The following is a 20,586-nucleotide window of genomic DNA, read 5'->3' on the forward strand; positions in this document are numbered from 1 at the left end:
GGGACCGACGTCCGCCTCAGTAGCCGGGAACGCTGATCGGCGCGTCGTTGTCCGCCAGTTGCAGTTTCAGGGTCATGCCGGCGTCCGGCAGCAGCCCCGGCGGCAGCGGCCAGCGCATCTGCTGGCCGGGCAGCACGTAGCCGAGCAGGCCGTCCAGCAGCGCCAGGCTGCGGCCGTTGCCCTCCCAGCGGACATGGCTCAGGCGGGCGTGCACGCTACCCTCGTTGCGCACCTGCAGGTAACGCTTGCCCTGTTCCTCGACCAGCCGCCAGGCCAGCTTCGGCCGGGTCGCGTCGGCCGGGTCGCGCTCGACATCGCTGCGGGGCTGGGTCCAGACGCCGTCGGCGCTGACGAACAGCGGCACCGAATAGCGCATCTGGAACTGCAGGGCGAGACCGGGGCTTCGTTGCGTCTGCCCCGCGCTGCCGTCGGGCACTTCGTCGATCAGCACCCGATAGGCGTCCTCCGGCGTGCTGGGCTGGCCGCCCTGGCGGATCAGCCGGACCAGTTGTCGGCGGCCCGGCTCGACCTTGACGAAGGGCGGGCTGGGAATCACTGCCTGCTGGTTGCGATAGACGTCCTGGAAATCCGCCTGGGACCAGCCGAGCACGCGCACCTGCAGGACCACCGGTTGCTTGCCGCGATTCTCCAGCCACAGCGCCGTGGCCGGTTGGTCGGCTTCGATGGCCGGGTTGATCGGCCAGATCAGCACCGCACTGGCGGCTTGTGTCGGGCCGCCCAGGAACAGCGCCAGCAGCGCCGCAAGCCAGCGGCCGGGGCGGAGAGGTAGGTGTGGACTGGACATGTGATCCTCCATGACGGCTCAGAACGAAAGGGTGACGGTGACGGTGTCGCGGTAGTTGCCGGCGGACGGCAGGCTGCCGACCGCGAACAGGCGCGCGTATACCGTGTAGGTCTGGGTGCTGGCGGGAAAGTTGGCGATGGTCCGCGCGAGCGCCCCGTTGCCCCAGACCTGGGAGTAGGCGGCATCCTGGTAGAGCTGGTAGGCGAGGGTCTCGTTACCGCTCACCCGCTTCAGGTAGCGCTGGTTGCTGCTGCCGCCATTGACCCCGTAGTCGAGGGCGACGGAGACGGTCATTCCCGGAGTGCAGGTCAGGACGATGGAGCCGGCCCCGGAGCTGCTGGCGACGTTAACCGGACTGGCCAGGTTGCCGAGGGTGCCGAAGCTCAGGGTGCCGAGGTCATAGGCGTTGTTGCTGATGGCGGTGCCGAAGGCGCAGCCGTTGGCGACCACCGCCTGGACCTGGAAGGCGCGGCTGATCGGCGATGGATCGGCATGCGCGACCAGGCTCGGCAGCGGGAGCAGGAGAAGCGACAGGAGTAGACGCCGGCTGGACATCGGCATCACCAGCTGATGGTCACGTTGACGGTGTCGCGGTAGGTCCCGGCGACCGGCGTGGTCTGTGCCGGCACCAGGCCGTAGATGGGGTACCACTGGTCGTTGCCGTTGCCGGTGGCGGCAACGCCGGTGGTGTTGTCCCAGACGATGCCGCCGGGGCGGTCGCTGTACAGGTTGTAGGTCAGGGTGAGGGCGGTGTTGGCGATGTTCGCCATGCGCCGCGTGGCGACGCTGCCGTAGAGCCCGCCGTCGAGCGTGATCGCATAGGTCTGGCCGCTGACGCACTTGACCCGGATGGAGCCTGCGCCTTGCTGGCTGGTGGCGCTGATGGCGTTGTTCAGGGAGGCGTACTGGCCGAAGTCGAGGGTGCCGAAGGTGATCGCGCCGCCGCTGCCGACGCTACCTGCCTCGCAGGCCGGGAGCAGCGTGGCGCTCAGGACGATGGTGGCGGTCTGCGCGTTTGCCGGGTTGCAGCCGAGCAGGCAGAGCAGTCCTCCGGTGAAGTAGCGGTTCAGGCTCATCGGTCCCCCCAGGACCATGCTGCCTGGCGCCGCGCCTGGCGGCGCGTCTTACCAGGCGATGGTGACCAGCAGGGTGTCGGTGTAGGTCCCCGCCGTCGGCGTGGGTGTGCTTTGTCCGGTGGGCACCACGCGGCCATAGAGGGGGATGTTGACCGCGGTGCCGGTGGAGACCGAGGAGATGTCCACCGGTGTGTTGGCTTGGATCAGCGCGCTGCGCGCGGCGTCCGAATAGATGTTGTAGGCGATGGTGCTGCTGGTGGTGGTGGTGTTCTGCATGTAGCGCTGGCCGCCGCTGGCGTGCAGGCCTGCGTTCACCGTCAGGCTCGGGGTCAGGCCGGTGCTGCACTGGATCTGGATATTGCCGCTGGTGCCGACGGTCTGCGCGTCGACCACGTTGGTGAGGTCGGAATGGCTGCCGAAGTCCAGGGTTCCCCACTGGTTGATACCGCCGCTGACGCTGCCGTTGATGATGGTGCAGCCGGCACCGATGACCATCTGCACGCCGACCTGGCCGATCAGCGTACCGGCGGCCTGGGCGGTGCCCAGCAGGCTGGCGCAGGCACAGAACAACAAGACTGCCGGAATGCGTTTATTCATCTCTAACTTCCTGTCGATAATGAATGTCGGTGGCGCAGGACGATGTTGGCGGATAAATAAAGTTCCCACGACTTTAAATGATCGGCCTTATATATCCGCAAAACTCTAAGTTCATGGATGGTGCGGCACAGAGCGGTCGCCAGTCATGCTTGACTGGCTATATAGCAGCGCGAGTAGATCTCTGCCAGTTAGATGGCGTGGTTATTTGGGAAATGCAAGGAAGTTTAATTACAAAGTAGTAAGCGATTGACTACATGGTTTGAAGATAACGAGACTGGTGGAATACGGGCGGAACAGCGAAGTGTTCCGCCCGTTGGCTTCAGTGCGAATCCTTGTGCTGTTCGTCGAGCGCCTTGTTCTGCCAGCCGTCATTGCCCGGCAGCAACAGGTTGAGGACGATGGCGACGATGGCGCACAGGGCGATGCCCTTCAGGCCGATGTCGTCGGGACCGGTACCGCTGCCGATCAGCACGCCGCCGATGCCGAACACCAGCGTCACCGAGACGATCACCAGGTTGCGCGCTTCCGAGAGATCGACCTTGTGCCGGATCAGGGTGTTCATGCCGACCGAGGCGATGGTGCCGAACAGCAGGCAGAGGATGCCGCCCATCACCGGTACCGGGATGCTTTGCAGGATCGCGCCGAACTTGCCGACGAAGGCCAGGGTGATGGCGATCACCGCCGCCCAGGTCATGATCTTCGGGTTGTAGTTCTTGGTCAGCATCACTGCGCCGGTGACTTCCGCGTAGGTGGTGTTGGGCGGTCCGCCGAACAGGCCGGCGGCCGAGGTGGCCAGGCCGTCGCCAAGGAGGGTGCGGTGCAGGCCGGGCTTCTTCAGGTAGTCCTGGCCGGTGACGCCGCCCACCGCGATGACCCCGCCGATATGCTCGATGGCCGGGGCCAGGGCCACCGGGACGATGAACAGGATCGCCTGCCAGTTGAATTCCGGCGCGGTGAATTTCGGCAGCTCCAGCCAGGGTGCGGCGACGATCGCGGCGGTGTCGACCACGCCGAAGACGAACGACAGGGCGAAGCCGACCAGCACGCCGGCGATGATCGGCACCAGGCGGAAGATACCCTTGCCGAATACCGCCACCACCAGGGTGGTGAGCAGCGCCGGCATCGAGATCATCATCGCGGTGCGGTACGGCAGCAGCTCGCTGCCGTCGCCGGCCTTGCCCATCGCCATGTTCGCCGCGATCGGCGCCATCGCCAGGCCGATCGAGATGATCACCGGGCCGATCACCACCGGCGGCAGCAGTTTATCGATGAAGCCGGTGCCCTTGATCTTCACCGCCAGGCCCATGAAGGTGTAGACGAAGCCGGCGGCGACCACCCCGCCCATGGTCGCGGCCAGGCCGAACTGGCCCTTGGCGAGGATGATCGGGGTGATGAAGGCGAAGCTGGAGGCGAGGAACACCGGTACCTGGCGCCCGGTCACCAATTGGAACAGCAGGGTCCCGAGGCCGGCGGTGAACAGCGCGACGTTGGGATCCAGACCGGTGATCAGCGGCATCAGCACCAGCGCGCCGAAGGCGACGAACAGCATCTGCGCGCCTGACAGCACCTGGCGCCAGAGCGGCTCCTGGAAGGCATCGCCCATGTTCAGGCTTCCTTCTGCTTGGTACCGAAGATCTTGTCGCCGGCGTCGCCCAGGCCCGGAATGATGTAGCCGTTCTCGTCGAGCTTCTCGTCGATCGAGGCGGTATAGATGATCACGTCCGGGTGGGCCTTGCGTACCGCCTCGATGCCCTCAGGGGCGGCGACCAGCACCATGGCGCGGATTTCCTTGCTGCCGGCCTTCTTCAGCAGGTCGATGGTGGCGACCATCGAGCCACCGGTGGCGAGCATCGGGTCGATGATCAGCGAGCGGCGCTCGGCGATGTCCGGCGCCAGTTTTTCCAGGTAGGTGCGTGCTTCCAGGGTCTCTTCGTTGCGGGCGACGCCGACCGCGCTGACCTTGGCGCCGGGAATCAGGCTGAGCACGCCGTCGAGCATGCCGATGCCGGCGCGCAGGATCGGCACCACGGTGATCTTCTTCCCGGAGATCTTCTCCACCGTCACCGGGCCGGCCCATCCGGGGATTTCGTACTGTTCCAGGGGCAGGTCCTTGGTCGCCTCGTAGGTCAGCAGGGCGCCGACTTCCTGGGCCAGTTCGCGGAAGTTCTTGGTGCTGATATCGGCACGGCGCATCAGGCCCAGTTTGTGGCGGATGAGGGGGTGGCGGATCTCATGTACGGGCATGGGCGACTGTCTCCAACGGGGGCGGGCAAAAAAATTGCGCTAGCGTAATGCATTCCGCACAGTCTGGACCATTATTCTGATTCGCACTCGACCGCCGGGGGTTGCCCGATGGCGACCGGATGAGTACCTTTGCCGACTTTTTCTCAGCCCAGCCAGGGAGAAGCACCATGTCCGTCGATCTCGCGCACATCCGCCAAGTCATGGCGGAAGCCGACTGCCTGTTCAACAACGACGAGGTCGAGGCAGCCATCGGTCGCGTCGCCGAGGCGATCAACCGCGATCTCGGCGAGACCAACCCGGTGGTCTTCTGCGTGATGAACGGCGGCCTGATCTTCTCCGGCAAGCTGCTCCCGCTGCTCGACTTCCCCCTCGAACTGTCCTACCTGCATGCGACCCGTTACCGCAACGAGACCTCCGGCGGCGAACTGTTCTGGAAGGCCAAGCCGGAAATCTCCTTCATCGACCGTGACGTGCTGATCATCGACGACATCCTCGACGAAGGGCACACCCTCTCGGCGATCATCGACTTCTGCAAGCATGCCGGCGCACGCGCGGTGCACACCGCCGTACTGGTGGACAAGGAACATGAGCGCAAGGCCCGGCCCGACCTCAAGGCCAGCTTCACCGGCCTCTACTGCGCCGACCGCTACGTGTTCGGCTACGGCATGGACTACAAGGGCTACTGGCGCAACGCCGCGGGCATCTTCGCGGTCAAGGGGCTCTGAGATGGCCGGACCGCGCTACCTCGACCAGCAATTGTTCGCCGAACTGGCGAGCGGGGCGGGTAACGCGCCGCGTGGTCGCCAGCATCACAACTTCCACCGCATGGAGGAGCCCTGCCACCGCATGGCAGTGGGCCTCCAGCCGAATACCTACATCCCGCCGCACCGGCACCTGGATGCGGGCAAGGCCGAGGCGCTGATCGTGCTCAAGGGCCGTCTCGGCCTGCTGGTCTTCGCCGAGGACGGGGAACTCCTCGACAAGCGCGAGTTGAGCGCCGCTGGGGACTGCCCCGGTGTCGACCTGCCGCCCGGGGTGTTCCATGCCCTGGTGGTGCTGGAGCCGGACAGCATCCTGTTCGAATGCAAGGCCGGGCCTTACCGCCCGCTCGGCGAAGGCGAGTTCGCCAGTTGGGCGCCTGCCGAAGGCAGCGCCGATGCGCCGGCCTACCGGGACTGGATGCGCGCCCAGTTCGCCTGAGCGCTTCGGCGGCGGGTCGGCAGCCATGCTAGAGTGCCGGCTCGCCCTGTCCGGAGGTCCCGATGTTCGCCCGTAGCCTGTGCGGCTCCCTGCTCCTGTTCGTCAGTCTGGCCGGCCTGGCCGCCGAGAATCCCCCGATGCACGCGCGCTTCCTGCCGCCCGACGATGGCCAGTTGCGCCAGGAGGCGCCGGAGCAGCAGCAACTGATCCAGATCACCGAGTACAGCGTGGTGCTGGGCAACCAGCGGCAGTCCAACCAGCAGCCGATCCCGATCACCACGCCGACCCTGCTGCGCCTGAAGGGCAAACCGCTGAGCAAGGGCGCGACCCTGGCCCAGGTGCTGATCCAGTTCGACAGCGAAGGCAAGAGCCTGAAGAAGCCGGTCTACGATGCCGGGACCCGCACCCTCACGCTCAACTACCCGCTGGCGCAGTACCCGGCTTTGCTCGACCTGCTGCGCAACCAGACGGTCTATTGCCAGTTCCTCGCCTATCCCAACGGCCATGTCTGGGCCGACCTGCACACCGGCGCGGTACGCGCGCGTTGAGCCTCGCCGCGCGCCGGGAGTAAACTGCCTGGCCTTATCCCGCGCCGGGCGAGCCCGGCCCCAGAGCCGTTGAGAGAAAGCGATGCGCAAAGACAAGAAACAGATCATTGGCGAAGAGATCAGTGACGAGTCGATCAAGCTGTTCCTCGGCGTCGAGCCGGCCGACGACACGCCCCCCTCGCTGCACAAGCTGATCAAGGCCTATCGCGGCCTGCGCATCGACGACTTTGAGCGCTTCCTCACCTTCTTCCGCGAGGCCGGCTACGATCTCGATGCGCGCGACGCCAAGGGCAACGACTTCGTCGCCCTGGTCGCCGACCAGCGCCAGGCCGCGCCCTACATCGAAGCGCTGCAGGCGGCCAAGGGCGCCTGAGCCGGCCATGCGGTGAAAAGCCCGCCCTTCGGCGGGCTTTTTCGTTGCGCGGCCCGCCGAAGAATCCCACCCGTCGGCGAACGCCAGCACCCGAATGACGGCTGGCGGTGGCAAGGGACGATAGGCATACGGGCCTTCTCGCATTGCGGAGCGCCAGGGAGACAGGGGGGGGCGAATGGCCAGGACTGCTTTATTCGCTCTGCGAGAGGCTGCTGCTTTTCTACACTCACAGGAAAAACAGCCTGCCGAGGTTCCCATGTACGTCCAGCCCTACGTCTGCTTCAACGGCCGTTGCGAAGAGGCCCTGCGTTTCTATGAACACGCCATCGGTGCCAGGGTGAGTTTCCTGTTCCGTTTCGACGAGGCGCCCGGTCCGGTGGTGGTGCCGGAAGGCTGGTGCGACAAGGTGATGCACGCCAACCTGCAGATCGGCGACAGCCAGATCATGGCCTCGGACGGGCACGGGCCGGCGTTGCAGCCGATCTCCGGGATTTCCCTTTCGCTGAATACCCGCGACCCGCAGCAGGCGCGGCGCTGCTATGACGCCTTGCTGGAGGACGGCGGGCGGGTCGAGCTGGAGTTGGGCAAGACCTTCTGGTCGCCCTGTTTCGGTACCCTGGTGGACCGTTTCGGGGTGTCCTGGATGATCAATTGCGAGGCCGGCGCCTGACTCCACAAATGAAAAAGCCGCCCGAAGGCGGCTTGTTCCATAGCGCGCGGCTCACTCGGCGTTGACCGGGGCCTGCACGTCGTTCTTCGCGGTCAGTTCCAGCACCTCGCTGCAACGGCTGCTGACGCTGCGGTAAAGCTCGGCGTCGCTTTCCAGCTCTTTCTCGCGAGCCGGGAAGATTTCCTTCAGCTTGGCGCTCCACTCCGGCGAGCGGGCCTGCTCCGGGAAGCAGCGCTCGATCAGGCCGAGCATGATCGAGACGGTCACCGAGGCGCCCGGCGAGGCGCCCAGCAGGGCGGCGATGGAGCCGTCGTGGGCGGCCACCAGCTCGGTGCCGAACTGCAGGATGCCGCCTTTCTTTGGATCCTTCTTGATGATCTGCACGCGCTGGCCGGCGACTTCCAGGCGCCAGTCCTCGGCCCTGGCTTCGGGGTAGAACTTGCGCAGGGCTTCCAGGCGCTGTTCCGGCGATTGCATGACCTGGCCGATCAGGTAGCGGGTCAGGTCCATGTTGTCGCGGGCCACCGAGAGCATCGGCAGGATGTTGCCCGGGCGTACCGACAGCGGCAGGTCGAGGAACGAGCCATGGCGCAGGAACTTGGTGGAGAAACCGGCATAGGGGCCGAACAGCAGGGATTTCTTGCCGTCCACCACGCGGGTGTCCAGGTGCGGCACGGACATCGGCGGCGAGCCGACCTCGGCCTGGCTGTAGACCTTGGCCTGGTGCTGCTTGACGATTTCCGGGTTGTCGCAGCGCAGCCACTGGCCGCTCACCGGGAAACCACCGAAGCCCTTGCCTTCCGGGATGCCGGAAAGTTGCAGGAGCGGCAGGGCGCCGCCGCCGGCGCCGAGGAAGACGAAGCGTGCCTGGATCTCGCGGTCGCCGCCGTTGCGGGTGTCCTTGACGGTGACCCGCCAGCCGTTATCGGCGCGGCGCAGGTGGGTGACCTTCTGGTTGTAGCGGATCTGCGCGCCCGGCTGTTGCGCCAGGTGTTGCAGGAGCTGGTTGGTCAGGGCGCCGAAGTTGACGTCGGTACCGCCCTCGACGCGGGTCGCGGCGATCGCTTCGTCGGCCGGACGACCCGGCATCATCAGCGGCATCCACTCGGCGAGGGTGGCCTTGTCCTCGGAGTAGACCATGGTCTCGAAGGCGTGGTGCCTGGTCAGTGATTCGAAGCGCTTCTTCAGGTAGGCGATGCCTTCGCTGCCGCGCACGAAGCTCAGGTGCGGCACCGGGTTGATGAAGGTCTTCGGCGAGCCGAAGGTGCCCTTGGCGACCAGGTGCGACCAGAATTGCTTCGACACCTCGAACATGGTGTTGATGCCCACCGCCTTCTTGATGTCGATGCTGCCGTCGGCCGACTGCGGGGTGTAGTTCAGCTCGCACAGGCCGGCGTGGCCGGTGCCCGCGTTGTTCCACGGGTTGGAGCTTTCGATCGCGCCGGACTCCTGGAGTTCGACGACTTCCATCTTCAGGTTGGGGTCGAGTTCCTTGAGCAGGACCGCCAGGGTCGCGCTCATGATGCCGGCGCCTACCAGCAGCATGTCGACTGTTTCGTGATCGTTTTGCGCCATTAACGCTTCTCCAAAATCTTCAGCACCAAATTGACGACAGACGGGGCGGGGCCGAGGCCGGTACGGGCCGGCAGGCAGCGGCGGAGGGAGCCGTCATGTCCGATTCTTCGCAACAACGGCGGGACGCCGGGCGTCATCGCCTATGGATGCCGGGCGCGGGGCTGGCGATCTGGCAGCCTGGCTGGCCCATGCGGGCATCCGGTCGTGCAAGCACATTCGCGACGGAACGGGCCGTCAGGCTCTGGTCATGAGGTATCCGCTGCGGTCGCGTCTGCGGGGGGCTGTTTCAAGCGCTAATGGCGCACTTACCGACGCAAAACTCTTCATTGCTCGCCACACTCTCGTGAAGTAGTGAAATACCTTCGATCCACGCTCTTTTGGAGACATGGGCCGGAAGGGCTCGTCTGTCGCGGGCATGCCTTCGCAGAATCGTGCGGGGTCATGCGGCATTCCTTGCCGAAAAACTCGCTACAGGCGTTTCAGGGCGTCTGCCTCATGGGGCAGCGCTCTACTGGCGGCTCTCTGTGGGGGGATGGCGCGGGGGCCGGAACCCGATCAGGAGGCGTCCTTATAATCGGGGGGCGATTATAACGGTGAAAATCAAAAAATACCCCGCTCCTTAGACTTTTTTCCCATTCCCGGTCACGAAGTGCCCGCCGGCGAAAGCCCCCTGGGACAATCCGCCGCGCCGTATCTGCCAAACGCCGGGCATGCGTGCCCTGCGCCACCTGCCACAGGCGAGGAACCGCGCCCCGTGGCGAACGTCCAAGGCAATGCTGCGGTGCTTTCGCGGCGCCGTTATACTGCCGGCCATTCGTGCCCAACCCATGGAGAGATGAGCATGCTGCATCGCCTGTTGCTCAGCCTGATGACCGCAAGCGCCCTGGTTCTCGGCGGCTGCGCCCTGAGCCCGCAACAACTGGACCCGCAACCGGTCCTGAAAGGACCGTTGACCGCCGTCGGCCATGGCCAGCCGGTGGTGGTCAAGGTGGTCGATGGCCGTCCCGGCCCGTCCCTGGGCACCCGCGGCGGCCTCTACGCCGATACCAGCACCCTGACCGTCCGTAGCGAGGACGTGGTGCCCAAGCTCCAGGCCCAGGCCGAGACGGCCGTGCGCCTGCTCGGCTACACGCCTTCGGCCAACGCCTACAACGCGCCGCAACTGACCCTGACCCTGGCCGAGCTGAAGTACCAGTCGCCGAAGGACGGCGTCTACGTCACCCAGGCCGACATCACCGCGACCTTCCGCGCCGACGTGCAGAACAGCAGCCGGCGCTACACCGGTCGCTACGGCGCCTCGCTGAACCAGCGCTTCGGCATGGCGCCGAACCAGGCGACCAACAGCAAGCTGGTCAGCGAGGTGCTCAGCGACGCCCTGACCCGCGTGTTCAAGGACCCGACCATCGCTCAGACCCTCGGCCAGCAATGAGCCGGCGGTAACGAGAAAGCCCGGCGGATGCCGGGCTTTTTCATGCGCTCGGGAAACTCAGGCGGCCTGGTGGAACGGGTCCGGCTCGCCGATGCTGATGCGCTCGTCGGTCTCAGGCAGGTCGAGGTGTTCATGGCCGCAGGCGGTGCAGTACACCAGCCAGCGGTCGTCCTGGACATTGAAGGAAAGATCGACGATCACGGCCTCGATCTCGTCCAGGTGGTCGATCAGATAGTTATGTTCGTGGGGTGCGGTTTCCAGCATGACGACTCTCCTGTGTTGTCGTTTGCCTGGGTGGGGGTCTGTGACCGGCAAAGCACTTTCAGACTAGCCGGTCACGCTGGCGAGGCCGCGCCTTTTTTAGACGGATTGCTGCTAACCGCTGCGCTTCGTCGCGACAACCCGGTCGTCGCTGGCCGTCGCTCATGCATTCTGGATAGAATTCGACCAGTCCTTCCCCGCCGTCCCCGACGGTCCGTCCTGTCATCAGCTCACCCAAGGCGTTACTCGGTAGCCCCGGCGTGTTGTCCTGTTGCGGAGGTTATCGATGTCCTTGCAAGCCTTGTGGGCGCTGTTCCTCGCCCATCCCGCGCAGGCCGTGAACGGCCTTGCGCTGTTCTTCGGTGTCGCCGGCGCCTGGCTGCTGCTGGCCACCCGCGCACGCGAGCGTCGCGCCCTGGCGCGCTGGGCCGCGGAGGGCGAGGCGGGGGAGGAGGCATTGCCGATGGACGAGGCGACCCTGCGGATCAACCTGTTCTTCTACCGATTCGGCGCCGCCTGCCTGGGCCTGGCGCTGCTGGTCAGCTGGGCCAGCACGCGGTTCTGAGAGGGCCTGCCTCGGCGAGCCGAACCGCACGCGGATAACCGTCTGCGGGTTCGAAGCCGTTGCCCGATGGAGAAGCCCGGCGGCGCCGGGCTTTCGTCTTCAGGATTGCTGCTTGATCCGGTATTGGTTGAGTACCGGGTTGGCGTATTGCAGCACCAGCCAGGGGCGCTGCTCGGCCGGGCATTGCTCCAGGCGGCGGTTCCATTCCTTGCGCGCCTTCTCCAGTTCTTCGCTGCCGAACAGGCTCTCGGCCGTGGGGACAGCGAGGCCCGGGTCGCGGTTCTCGCTCATCTCGTAGGCCAGGTAGTGCACCGGGAACAGACGGTAGTTGCCGAGGATCTGCCGGTCCAGTTCGGCGGCCAACTGCTTGGCGTCGCTGAACTCGCCCTCCAGTTCGGCGCCGAAGTTGATGTGCACGCGGCCCTTGTAGCCGGTGATGCCCAGGGCGATGCTGGCATCGTCCTCGCCCGGCGCCTTGCGGTATTCGCCGGTGCTGGCGCGGGTGTGCAACTCGCGGGCCTTGGCCAGGTCGCAGGGGTCGTATTCGTAGCTGATCGACACCGGGATGAAATGCAGGGCGCGCACCATTTCGGCGAAGGGTTCGTCCTTGCGGCTCATGTGGAACATCTTGAGGATCGCCGAGTCGGTACGGTCGTCGCCGTCCTTGGCCCGCCCTTCGGCCTGGGCGATCCACACCGACTGGCGGTCCTCGCGGATCGAGTGGTTGATGTAGGCGGAGAGCGTCTGGTAGGCGGCGAGCTTCTCGCGCCGGCCGCTCAGCGAACGGTGCACGATGAAGCTCTTGTTCAGGCGCATCAGGTCGCTGACGAAGGATTTCTGCAGCAGGTTGTCGCCGATGGCGATGCGCGGGGTCGGCAGGCCGGCGTGGTACACGGCGTAGTTGACGAAGGCCGGGTCCATCACGATATCGCGGTGGTTGGCGATGAACAGGTAGGCGCAGCCTGGCTTGAGGCGATTGACCCCGGAGTAGGTGACGCCATCGGTGGCCTTCTCGATGGTGTGGTCGACGTAGGGCTCGAACTTGTCCTGCAGCGTGGCGACGCTGCGGATGCCGGTGACCTCGCGGGCCAGGCGATGGGCTATAAGAGGTTTGAGCAGCCAACCGAGGGGACCGGCCAGGCGCGGGAAGCGGTAGCGGACCAGGGCGCCGAGGAAGGCGTCGTCGCTCAGGAGGCGTTGCAATACCGCGGGGACTTCGGCGTCACTGTAGGGTCGGATGGCTTCGAACTCGCCCATCATGCTTTCTGGTTCCATATGGATGCTGCGAAGGCCGCCCAGGGGGTGGCCGAAAATTGAACCGCGCGATTATAAACGGAACTCATAGGGGGTGCAGCGATGCTCGAAAGCCAGGCCTATAGCTGCCCTTACTGCGGGGAACCGGCCGAGGCGCTGCTCGACCTGAGTGCCGGCGACCAGCAGTACTACGAGGACTGCCCGGTGTGCTGCCGGCCGATCCTGTTCGACCTGCGCACCGATGGGCAGGACTGGTCACTGAACGTCCGCCGGGAGGATGACTGATGCAGCGCGTATATGAGCCGGCCGACCTGCTGGAGGCCGAGATGCTGGTGGGAATGCTCGCCAGCGAAGGGATCGCCGCCCATGTCAGCGGCCGCCACCTGGTCGGCGCCATCGGCGAACTGCCGCCTGGCGGACTGCTGGCGTTGTTGGTGGCGGACGAGCAGACGGAGCGGGCGCGGGAACTGATCCTCGCCTACAACGCCGCCGCCCCGCTGGCCGAGGAGCCGCCGGAGCCCTGCGGCCCCGGCAGCCTGTTGTGTTGAGGCGGCCGCCACTCAGTCGGCCGCCAGTTCGAAGACCTGCCAGCGCACCGAGCTGACGCCCTTCTCCAGGCTGACCCGGCTGACCAGGCGTTCCAGCTGCGCCGGAGCCTCGGGAGTGCCGAGCAGTTCGGCGCGGACTTCCAGCTTGGCCGGGTTGTCCAGATCCTCGCTGTGCAGCGATTGCAGGCGCAGGTCGCTGCTGCCGAGGCTGTGCAGCATCAGGCTGCGAACCTGGATCTCGTCCTCGGCGCGGCAGACGATCTGCACTTCGTAGCGTTGCTCGGCCTCGCTGGCCGGCAACACGTCCTGGCGGTTCAGGCGTTGGGCGATGTCGCGCAGCAGGATGTTGGCGCAGAGCACCACCAGGCTGCCGAGCGTGGCCTCCAGCAGCAGGCCCATGCTGCACAGGACGCCGATGGCGGCGGTGCACCAGAGGGTGGCTGCGGTGTTCAGGCCGCGCACGTTGAGGCCGTCGCGCATGATCACGCCGCCGCCGAGGAAGCCGATCCCGGAGACCACATAGGCGGCGATCCGTGAAGCGTCGCCGGCCAGGCCGGGCACGCCCTGGGTCATCAGCACGAACAGGCAGGCGCCAGTGCTGACCAGCGCGTTGGTGCGCAGGCCGGTGAGGCGTTGGCGCAGTTGGCGTTCGGCGCCGATCAGGGCGCCCAGGACCAGCGCGACCGCGACGCGCAGGAGAAATACTTTCCAATCCATGTTTCACCTCGTTGCCGGCCGACGGCCGGAGCTGGCGCGGGCCGTCGGTCCGCGCGGATAAAGGAAGATGGATTGCGCAGGACCGCGGCTTCCCGCTGCGCGGATGGCGCGAGGGAAGGGACACGAAGGGAAAATGGGGATGCGTCATCCCGGACGGGATGCGGATCGCCACTGTCCGCCATGTTCGGCGAGGCAGTGGCAGAGGGTTCTGCTGGACTAGCTCGCCGGATGGACCTGTCGCAATCGACTAGGGCTGTTGTCCAATGCAGGACTCCTGTGTGGGTTACAGAATGCGGGCGGCACCATAAGCCTGGAGGATAGGCGCGTCAAGTTAAGATTGGGTTTCATTCAGCTTGCGTTCGGCAAGGCCAGTGTGGCGCTTCGGGTTACACTGTGCGGCTTTCCCTCACCAGGCAGTGCCAAGCATGAGTGGTCGTTACGCCCTGTTCCGCTGGAATCCGTCGCTGGCGGCCCTGCCGGGCTTTCCGGCGGATTGGCGGGCGCACTGGAACATTTCTCCGGCGAACCAGGTGCTGATGGTTCGCGAGGACGCCGGTGCGCGCCGCGCCGACCTGGCGCGCTGGGGGTTGACCCCGGCCTGGCTCACCGACCTGTCGCGTACGCCCAGCCACGCGCGGGCGGAAACCCTCGCCGAGCAACCGATGTTCCGCGAGGCGTTCCAGCAGCGCCGCTGCCTGCTGCCGGCCAACGGCTTCTATGAATGGCGCGGGGTGCGCAAGCGTCCGTACTGGGTTTCCACCGGCGAGCGCCTGTTGTTCTTCGCCGGCATCTGGGAGGCCTATCCGGTGCAGGGACAGACCTGGCTCAGCGTGGCCCAGGTATCCCAGGCGGCCGCCGAGTTCCGCCGGCCGCTGCTGCTTGACGAGGCCGAGCAGGATGCCTGGCTGGCTCCGGACACGCCGCTGCCGGCGCTGATCAGCCTGCTCGCCAAGCCCCAGCCGAACCTGCGCAGCGTGGCCCTGGCCGGCTTCGTCAACAAGCCTGAAACCGACGGGCCGGAGTGCCTGACCCCGGCCTGACGCTAGACCCTGAACTGATTCACCAGGCGCCGCTGCTGCTCGGCCAGGCGGGTCAGCTCGGCGCTGGCCTGCGAGGCCTCGTCGGCGCCGCCGGCCACCTGGTTGGCGACCTGGCCGATGTTGGCGACGTTGCGGTTGATGTCCTCGGCCACCGCGCTCTGCTCCTCGGCGGCGCTGGCGATCTGGGTGTTCATGTCGTTGATCACCGATACCGCCTGGGTGATCGACTCCAGCGCTTCGGCCGCCTGGCGCGCATGGCGCACGCTGTCGTCGGTGCGGTCCTGGCTGTCCTGCATGACCTTCACCACGTCGCGGGTGCCCTGCTGCAACTGCTGGATCATGCTCTGGATTTCTTCGGTGGCCTGCTGGGTCTTCTGCGCCAGGTTGCGTACCTCGTCGGCCACCACCGCGAAACCGCGACCCTGCTCGCCGGCGCGGGCGGCCTCGATGGCGGCGTTGAGGGCGAGCAGGTTGGTCTGCTCGGCGATACCGCGGATCGCCACCAGGATCGCGTTGATGTTTTCGCTGTCCTTGGCCAGGTTCTGCACCACGCCGACCGCGCGGCCGATCTCGCTGGCCAGGGCCTGGATCGCCGCCGAGCTGCTTTCGACGATCTGCTTGCCCTGGTGCGCGGCCTGGTCCGCGTGGTTGGCTGCCTCGGCGGCGTGGGTGGCGTTGCGCGCCACGTCCTGGGCGGTGGCGGTCATCTCGTGGACCGCGGTGGCCACCAGTTCGATCTCCGCCAGTTGCTGCTGCACGCCCTGGTTGGTGCGGATGGCGATGTCGGCGGTGTGCTCCGAGGAGTCGCTGACCTTCTGCACCGATTGCACCACCTGGCCGATCATGTTCTGCAGCTTGCCGAGGAAGGTGTTGAAGCCCTTGGCGATGGAGCCCAGCTCGTCGGCGCGCTCGCTGCTCAGGCGGCGGGTAAGGTCGCCTTCGCCCTGGGCGATGTCGTCGAGCATGCCGACCAGTTGGCGCAGCGGCCGGGCGATGCCGTAGCCGACCAGCCAGACCACCAGCAGGCCGAGGGCCGCTACCACCAGGCCGGCCAGGCTCATGCCGAGGATATCCTGCTGGCGCTGGTCGCTCAGCTCGCCCTGGAGTTGCTGCAGTTCGCCGAATACCGCCGCCTGGGGAATCTGCAGCATGAGGGTCCAGCGCACGCCGCTGTCGGCGATGGTGAAAGGCAGGAACAGCTCGATGTGGCCGTGCTCGGCGTCGATGTCGTAGAGCGGCTGGTCGATCGTGAGGTTCTTCAGGTTGTCCACTTCGTTGCTGTCGAGGACGCTGCCGGCGGGCTCGCCGAGCTTGCTGTCGTCGCGGGTGTAGGCCACCAGGCGGCCGTTGCTGGCGATCAGCGCCATTTCCCCGGCGCCATCGTAGAGCTGCTGGTCGGCGCGCTTGAGCAGGTCCTGGATGAAGGCCAGCGAGAGGTCGGCGCCGACTGCGCCGCGGAACTGGTCGCCGACCATGATCGGCACGTTGAAGGACGACATCATCACGGTCTTGCCGCCCATTTCGTAGGGGGCCGGGTCGATGATGCAGGGACGCTTGTTCTCTTTCGGACAGGCGTAGAACTCGTTCTCGCGCACCCCGGTGGGCAGCAGCTTTTCGCTATCGATGCTGTCGGCCATGGCCTCCACGATCGGCTTGCCGTCGGCGCCGCGATACCACCAGGGCAGGTAGCGGCCGTCCGGGCCGTAGCCCTTGCCGGGTTGCCCGGCGAAGGCGGCATCGGTATCGAAGGCATTGGCTTCCCAGGCCATGAAGGTGTCGAGCAGCTTGGGGTTGTTCTGTACGGTGCTGCGCAGCAGCGCGGAGATTTCGTCGCGGCTGGCGTTCAGCTGCGGCATGCCGTCGGCGCCCGGCTCGCCGAGCAGGCGGGTGCTGTTGGCCAGGCCGTGGACCACCGTCAGCGGATACTCCAGCTCGCGCTGGATCTGGCTGACCTGGGCGCGGGCCAGGGCCACCAGGCGCTCGTTGATGACCTTCTCCAACAGGCCCTGGGTGCGTTGCTGCACCAGCTCCTGCGTTCGCGCGCCGGCGAACAGGGCGTACAGCACCAGCACCACGACGACGCTTAGAACGCTGGCGCCGGCGAGGGCGGCGACAGAAAACTGGATCGACTTGAGCTTCATGATGGGACTTCTGACCCTTGTTGGAATTGTCTCTGAGGAGCTTATCGGCAAGAGGACGGCAAATCCTTAATCGGCCGTCGGAGATTTCCTCGCCAACGGCTGTTGCCGGCGCTCGAGGCGCGGCCTACCATGCGCTCGGCCTTCAGAGGAGAACAAAGGACCATGGCTCATCCCTTCCGATTCGCCACCCTCGCCGGCGCGCTGCTGCTCGCCGGTTGCCAGGCAGTGAACACCACCAGCGGCGGCGCCGTCGGCGTCGACCGCAAGCAATACATGTTCAGCATGTTGTCCAGCCAGGAAGTCGACCAGATGTACGCCCAGTCGTACCAGAAGACTCTCGGCGAGGCGAAAAGCGCCGGCGTGCTCGATACCAGCAGTGCCGACGCGCGGCGAGTCAAGGCGATCGCCCAGCGGCTGATCCCGCAGACCGCCGCCTTCCGCCCGGACGCCACCAGCTGGAACTGGGAAGTCAACGTGGTGAAGAGCGACGAACTCAACGCCAACTGCGGTCCCGGCGGCAAGATCATTTTCTACACCGGGCTGATCGACAAGCTGAAGCTCACCGACGACGAGATCGCCGCGGTGATGGGCCACGAGATCGCTCACGCCCTGCGCGAGCATGGGCGCGAGGCCATGTCCAAGGCCTACGGCGTGCAGGTGGCCAGCCAGATCGGCGCCCTGGCCGGCCTCGGCCAGGAAAGCCTGCAACTGGCCAATACCGGCGTCGACTACCTGATGACCCTGCCCAACAGTCGTGCCAACGAGAACGAAGCCGACCTGATCGGTCTCGAGCTGGCCGCCCGCGCCGGCTACAACCCGGAAGCGGCGATCACCCTCTGGCAGAAGATGGGCAAGGCCAGCGGCGGTGCCAGCCAGCCCGAGTTCACCAGCACCCACCCCTCCGACAGTTCGCGGATGGCCAATCTCCAGGCCGCGATTCCCAAGGTGATGCCGCTGTACCAGCAGGCCAGGCGCGGCAAGTGAGGCCAGGGCGCGCGGTCGCGGGGGGCGGCCGGCGCGCCGACAGGCTTACCATCGGAAACGCCTGTTGTGTATTTCCGTAACCTGCTGTTTGGTATCTCGCCGGCGTTCGGCCTAGACTGCTGGCCGACCCGCTTGCGGGACCCGTGGACGAACAGCCACTCTCACGCCCTGGAGCTCATGTGAAATACGCCGTACTCGGAGCCACCGGCCTGCTGGGACATCACGCCGCGCGCGCCATCAGGGCCGCCGGTCACGATCTGGTGCTGATCCACCGTCCTTCTTCGCAGATCCAGCGTCTCGCCTATCTGGAGCCCGAGTGCCGGGTCGCCGAGATGCTCGACCACGCCGGCCTGGAACGCGCCCTGCGCGGCCTCGACGGGGTGATCTTCAGCGCCGGCTACTATCCTTCGCGGCCGCGCCGCTGGCAGGAGGAAGTGGCCAGCGCGCTGGGCCAGACCAACCCGTTCTATGCCGCCTGCCTGCAGGCCAGGGTGCCGCGCATCCTCTACGTCGGTTCGGCATATGCCATGCCCCGGCATCCCCAGGGACTACCGGGGCACGAGGGGTTGTTCTACGACAGCCTGCCGAGCGGCAAGAGTTCCTACGTGCTGTGCAAATGGGCGCTCGACGAGCAGGCCCGGGAGCAGGCGCGCAACGGCCTGCCGGTGGTGATCGGGATCCCCGGCATGGTACTCGGCGAACTGGACATCGGCCCGACCACCGGACGCGTGATCACCGCCATCGGCAATGGCGAGATGACCCACTACGTCGCCGGCCAGCGTAACGTCATCGATGCCGCCGAAGCCGGGCGCGGCCTGCTGATGGCCCTTGAGCGCGGGCGTATCGGCGAGCGCTACCTGCTGACCGGGCACAACCTGGAAATGGCCGACCTGACCCGGCGCATCGCCGAGCTGCTCGGCCAGCCTGCGCCGCAGCCGATGTCGATGGCCATGGCTCGCGCGCTGGCCACCCTGGGCCGCTTGCGCTACCGGGTCAGCGGCCAGTTGCCGCTGCTCGACGAAACCGCCATCGAGGTGATGGCTGGCGGGCAGTTCCTCGATGGACGCAAGGCCCGCGAGGAACTCGGCTTCTTCTCCACCACCGCCCTCGACGACACCCTGCTGCGCGCCATCGACTGGTTCCGCGACAACGGCTATTTCAATGCCTAGGACGGTTGGCTAGGGCAGCGCTTTTTCCGCGAAGGGTCGGGTCTGCAGTCCCAGCTGGGCGCGAAAGCTCTCCATGTCGAACATGGTGCACAGCTCCTGCAACTGGCCCTGCGGGTTGAACACCCAGAAGCCCATCGCGGAAATGCTCAGCACCTTGTCGCTGGCCGGATAGCCCAGGGTCGGCCGGACGATGGTGCCGATCAGCGTGCTCCAGGTGAACACCTTGCGTTCCTCGCCGATGCAGTCTTCGACCACGACCTCCAGGTCCGGCATCGCCGTGCGGATGTCCTGCAGCAGGCGGATATAGCCGGCGGTATCCAGGGGATGGCCGATGAACGAGCTTTTGTAGAGGAAATCCTTGCTGTGCAACTGCTCCACCAACGCCATGCGGCCCTTGTTCCAGGACAGCTCGATGTGATGGCGGGCGAGTCGTTTCAGGTCGTGTGAGGGCATCTCCGGCTCTCGTGGGCGAGTGGTGGGGCAGGCATCCGGTGCCTGCCTGAACTGTAGCCGTTCCTATGCATTTTGCATTGGCCGCCCAGCCATCCCGGGCCCGGCGGCGCAGTCCTTCAGAGCCAGCCGGTCAATTGCGCGGCGTGCCAGGCGGCGTACAGGCCAAGTGCGGCGAAGGCGGCCGCGGCCAGGCGGCGGATCAGGGTCAGCGGCAGCTTATCGGCGGCCAGGTTGCCGATCAGTACCACCGGTACGTTGGCGATCAGCATGCCCAGGGTGGTGCCGATCACCACCAGCCAGAAATGCGGATACTGGGCGGCCAGCATGACCGTGGCGACCTGGGTCTTGTCGCCCATCTCGGCGAGGAAGAACGCGATCAGGGTGGTGAGGAAGGGGCCGTATTTCTTCAGTCCGGACTCTTCGTCGTCGAGCTTGTCCGGTACCAGCGTCCACAGGGCGACGGCGATGAAGGAGGCGGCGAGGATCCAGCTGAGGGTGGCTTCCGAGAAGAAGCTGGCGACCCAGGCGCCCACCGCGCCGGCAGCGAAATGGTTGGCCAGGGTGGCGGCGACGATGCCGGCGATGATCGGCCACGGCTTGCGGAAACGCGCCGCGAGCAGGAGTGCCAGCAACTGGGTCTTGTCGCCGATTTCCGCGAGGGCAACGATCAGGGTGGGGACGAACAGCGATTCCATCAGGCTTCCTAAGGGGCGGGTCGACCAATCACCATGACACGCGCCATCTGCCCGCCCCGGGTCAGATCGTGCGTGTCATAGGTCTTGTCAAACCCTTGGCCTGTCTGGGCAGGCTTGGGTCGCGCGCGCCATGGTCTGCGGACCAAGTGTGTTGACGCGTGCCGGGCGAGGCCGGTGCGGCGCTCGCGGGAGACTACTCCCCTAGGACGGGGCGCATTCTGCCCAAGCCGGGCGGCTTGGGC

Annotated in this window: 25 protein-coding genes and 1 riboswitch; of the genes, 12 read left to right on the plus strand and 13 right to left on the minus strand. The window is 66.2% G+C overall.

Annotated features, from left to right (window positions below; translation table 11 throughout):
• Nucleotides 1–16 precede the first annotated feature (16 nt).
• From HMPREF2581_RS07850 to upp, 6 genes are all read right to left on the minus strand, one after another.
• The gene (locus HMPREF2581_RS07850) at nt 17–805 is read right to left on the minus strand and encodes a fimbrial biogenesis chaperone (RefSeq protein ID WP_003141617.1); all 789 of its coding nucleotides are present in this window, start codon (nt 803–805) and stop codon (nt 17–19) included.
• A gap of 18 nt (nt 806–823) precedes the next feature.
• Nucleotides 824–1,366 (minus strand): Csu type fimbrial protein, encoded by a 543-nt coding sequence (locus HMPREF2581_RS07855; RefSeq protein WP_003141616.1) that lies wholly within the window; start codon nt 1,364–1,366, stop codon nt 824–826.
• Nucleotides 1,366–1,899: a Csu type fimbrial protein gene (locus HMPREF2581_RS07860; RefSeq protein ID WP_003135089.1), complete on the minus strand. Its 534-nt coding sequence runs from the start codon at nt 1,897–1,899 to the stop codon at nt 1,366–1,368. Before HMPREF2581_RS07860 ends, HMPREF2581_RS07855 begins: the two co-directional genes overlap by 1 nt.
• 30 nt (nt 1,900–1,929) lie before the next feature.
• A complete protein-coding gene (locus HMPREF2581_RS07865; protein WP_003099340.1) occupies nt 1,930–2,478 on the minus strand; it encodes a Csu type fimbrial protein in 549 nt (182 codons plus the stop codon).
• Nucleotides 2,479–2,797: 319 nt separating this feature from the next.
• Nucleotides 2,798–4,081 carry a uracil-xanthine permease family protein gene (locus tag HMPREF2581_RS07870; RefSeq protein WP_003094970.1) on the minus strand — a complete coding sequence of 428 codons (1,284 nt, stop codon included), beginning with the start codon at nt 4,079–4,081 and terminating at the stop codon, nt 2,798–2,800.
• Nucleotides 4,082–4,083: 2 nt separating this feature from the next.
• Complete coding sequence (gene upp / locus HMPREF2581_RS07875) at nt 4,084–4,722, minus strand: uracil phosphoribosyltransferase (protein ID WP_003094968.1); 639 nt, start codon at nt 4,720–4,722, stop codon at nt 4,084–4,086.
• A gap of 167 nt (nt 4,723–4,889) precedes the next feature.
• On the opposite strand from upp, the gene HMPREF2581_RS07880 reads away from it, so the two are divergent.
• From HMPREF2581_RS07880 to HMPREF2581_RS07900, 5 genes are all read left to right on the plus strand, one after another.
• Nucleotides 4,890–5,447 carry a hypoxanthine-guanine phosphoribosyltransferase gene (locus HMPREF2581_RS07880; protein WP_003094967.1) on the plus strand — a complete coding sequence of 186 codons (558 nt, stop codon included), beginning with the start codon at nt 4,890–4,892 and terminating at the stop codon, nt 5,445–5,447.
• 1 nt (nt 5,448) lies between these two features.
• Nucleotides 5,449–5,922: a WbuC family cupin fold metalloprotein gene (locus tag HMPREF2581_RS07885; RefSeq protein ID WP_003094965.1), complete on the plus strand. Its 474-nt coding sequence runs from the start codon at nt 5,449–5,451 to the stop codon at nt 5,920–5,922.
• Between the two features lie 62 nt (nt 5,923–5,984).
• Entirely contained in the window at nt 5,985–6,470 is a 486-nt protein-coding gene (locus HMPREF2581_RS07890; RefSeq protein WP_003094962.1) for a hypothetical protein, read from the plus strand.
• A gap of 82 nt (nt 6,471–6,552) precedes the next feature.
• Nucleotides 6,553–6,843 carry a PA4642 family protein gene (locus HMPREF2581_RS07895; protein ID WP_003094960.1) on the plus strand — a complete coding sequence of 97 codons (291 nt, stop codon included), beginning with the start codon at nt 6,553–6,555 and terminating at the stop codon, nt 6,841–6,843.
• A gap of 256 nt (nt 6,844–7,099) precedes the next feature.
• Nucleotides 7,100–7,513 carry a VOC family protein gene (locus HMPREF2581_RS07900; protein ID WP_003094957.1) on the plus strand — a complete coding sequence of 138 codons (414 nt, stop codon included), beginning with the start codon at nt 7,100–7,102 and terminating at the stop codon, nt 7,511–7,513.
• 51 nt (nt 7,514–7,564) lie between these two features.
• On the opposite strand, the gene mqo is transcribed toward HMPREF2581_RS07900, so the two are convergent.
• Nucleotides 7,565–9,088: a malate dehydrogenase (quinone) gene (mqo, locus tag HMPREF2581_RS07905; protein ID WP_003141615.1), complete on the minus strand. Its 1,524-nt coding sequence runs from the start codon at nt 9,086–9,088 to the stop codon at nt 7,565–7,567.
• Nucleotides 9,089–9,929: 841 nt separating this feature from the next.
• Here mqo and HMPREF2581_RS07910 point away from each other — a divergent pair.
• A complete protein-coding gene (locus HMPREF2581_RS07910; protein ID WP_003094953.1) occupies nt 9,930–10,517 on the plus strand; it encodes a YajG family lipoprotein in 588 nt (195 codons plus the stop codon).
• Between the two features lie 57 nt (nt 10,518–10,574).
• Here HMPREF2581_RS07910 and HMPREF2581_RS33720 read toward each other — a convergent pair whose 3' ends face one another.
• Entirely contained in the window at nt 10,575–10,781 is a 207-nt protein-coding gene (locus HMPREF2581_RS33720; protein ID WP_003094951.1) for a hypothetical protein, read from the minus strand.
• A gap of 283 nt (nt 10,782–11,064) precedes the next feature.
• Here HMPREF2581_RS33720 and HMPREF2581_RS07920 point away from each other — a divergent pair, with 283 nt between their 5' ends.
• Nucleotides 11,065–11,343, plus strand: coding sequence for a hypothetical protein (locus HMPREF2581_RS07920; protein ID WP_003094948.1), 279 nt, complete (start codon nt 11,065–11,067; stop codon nt 11,341–11,343).
• Nucleotides 11,344–11,442: 99 nt separating this feature from the next.
• Here HMPREF2581_RS07920 and HMPREF2581_RS07925 read toward each other — a convergent pair whose 3' ends face one another.
• The gene (locus HMPREF2581_RS07925) at nt 11,443–12,603 is read right to left on the minus strand and encodes a 1-acyl-sn-glycerol-3-phosphate acyltransferase (RefSeq protein WP_003099351.1); all 1,161 of its coding nucleotides are present in this window, start codon (nt 12,601–12,603) and stop codon (nt 11,443–11,445) included.
• 96 nt (nt 12,604–12,699) lie between these two features.
• Here HMPREF2581_RS07925 and HMPREF2581_RS07930 point away from each other — a divergent pair, with 96 nt between their 5' ends.
• Together HMPREF2581_RS07930 and HMPREF2581_RS07935 are read left to right on the plus strand one after the other, a co-directional pair.
• Entirely contained in the window at nt 12,700–12,882 is a 183-nt protein-coding gene (locus HMPREF2581_RS07930; RefSeq protein ID WP_003094945.1) for a CPXCG motif-containing cysteine-rich protein, read from the plus strand.
• Nucleotides 12,882–13,145, plus strand: a complete 264-nt coding sequence (locus tag HMPREF2581_RS07935) for a putative signal transducing protein (RefSeq protein WP_003094943.1) — start codon at nt 12,882–12,884, stop codon at nt 13,143–13,145. The genes HMPREF2581_RS07930 and HMPREF2581_RS07935 overlap by 1 nt, the downstream gene beginning before the upstream one ends.
• A gap of 12 nt (nt 13,146–13,157) precedes the next feature.
• Here the strand turns inward: HMPREF2581_RS07935 and HMPREF2581_RS07940 are convergent, their stop codons facing one another.
• Nucleotides 13,158–13,862 carry an MgtC/SapB family protein gene (locus HMPREF2581_RS07940; protein WP_003094941.1) on the minus strand — a complete coding sequence of 235 codons (705 nt, stop codon included), beginning with the start codon at nt 13,860–13,862 and terminating at the stop codon, nt 13,158–13,160.
• A gap of 425 nt (nt 13,863–14,287) precedes the next feature.
• Here HMPREF2581_RS07940 and HMPREF2581_RS07945 point away from each other — a divergent pair, with 425 nt between their 5' ends.
• On the plus strand, nt 14,288–14,902 hold the full coding sequence (locus tag HMPREF2581_RS07945) for an SOS response-associated peptidase (protein ID WP_003141612.1): 615 nt from the start codon (nt 14,288–14,290) through the stop codon (nt 14,900–14,902).
• A gap of 2 nt (nt 14,903–14,904) precedes the next feature.
• Here the strand turns inward: HMPREF2581_RS07945 and HMPREF2581_RS07950 are convergent, their stop codons facing one another.
• The gene (locus HMPREF2581_RS07950; RefSeq protein ID WP_003141610.1) at nt 14,905–17,043 is read right to left on the minus strand and encodes a methyl-accepting chemotaxis protein; all 2,139 of its coding nucleotides are present in this window, start codon (nt 17,041–17,043) and stop codon (nt 14,905–14,907) included.
• Nucleotides 17,044–17,205: 162 nt separating this feature from the next.
• On the opposite strand from HMPREF2581_RS07950, the gene HMPREF2581_RS07955 reads away from it, so the two are divergent.
• Together HMPREF2581_RS07955 and HMPREF2581_RS07960 are read left to right on the plus strand one after the other, a co-directional pair.
• Nucleotides 17,206–18,027 (plus strand): M48 family metallopeptidase, encoded by an 822-nt coding sequence (locus HMPREF2581_RS07955; RefSeq protein ID WP_003094932.1) that lies wholly within the window; start codon nt 17,206–17,208, stop codon nt 18,025–18,027.
• A gap of 143 nt (nt 18,028–18,170) precedes the next feature.
• Complete coding sequence (locus HMPREF2581_RS07960) at nt 18,171–19,196, plus strand: NAD-dependent epimerase/dehydratase family protein (RefSeq protein ID WP_003121034.1); 1,026 nt, start codon at nt 18,171–18,173, stop codon at nt 19,194–19,196.
• Between the two features lie 9 nt (nt 19,197–19,205).
• Here the strand turns inward: HMPREF2581_RS07960 and HMPREF2581_RS07965 are convergent, their stop codons facing one another.
• Both HMPREF2581_RS07965 and HMPREF2581_RS07970 read right to left on the minus strand, forming a co-directional pair.
• Nucleotides 19,206–19,649: a nuclear transport factor 2 family protein gene (locus tag HMPREF2581_RS07965; RefSeq protein WP_003094928.1), complete on the minus strand. Its 444-nt coding sequence runs from the start codon at nt 19,647–19,649 to the stop codon at nt 19,206–19,208.
• 116 nt (nt 19,650–19,765) lie between these two features.
• Entirely contained in the window at nt 19,766–20,344 is a 579-nt protein-coding gene (locus tag HMPREF2581_RS07970) for a TMEM165/GDT1 family protein (protein ID WP_003094926.1), read from the minus strand.
• 90 nt (nt 20,345–20,434) lie between these two features.
• Nucleotides 20,435–20,558, minus strand: a riboswitch (yybP-ykoY riboswitch).
• Nucleotides 20,559–20,586: the final 28 nt, after the last annotated feature.

Source organism: Pseudomonas sp. HMSC057H01 (assembly GCF_001836405.1).
GTDB classification, from domain to species: domain Bacteria; phylum Pseudomonadota; class Gammaproteobacteria; order Pseudomonadales; family Pseudomonadaceae; genus Pseudomonas; species Pseudomonas aeruginosa.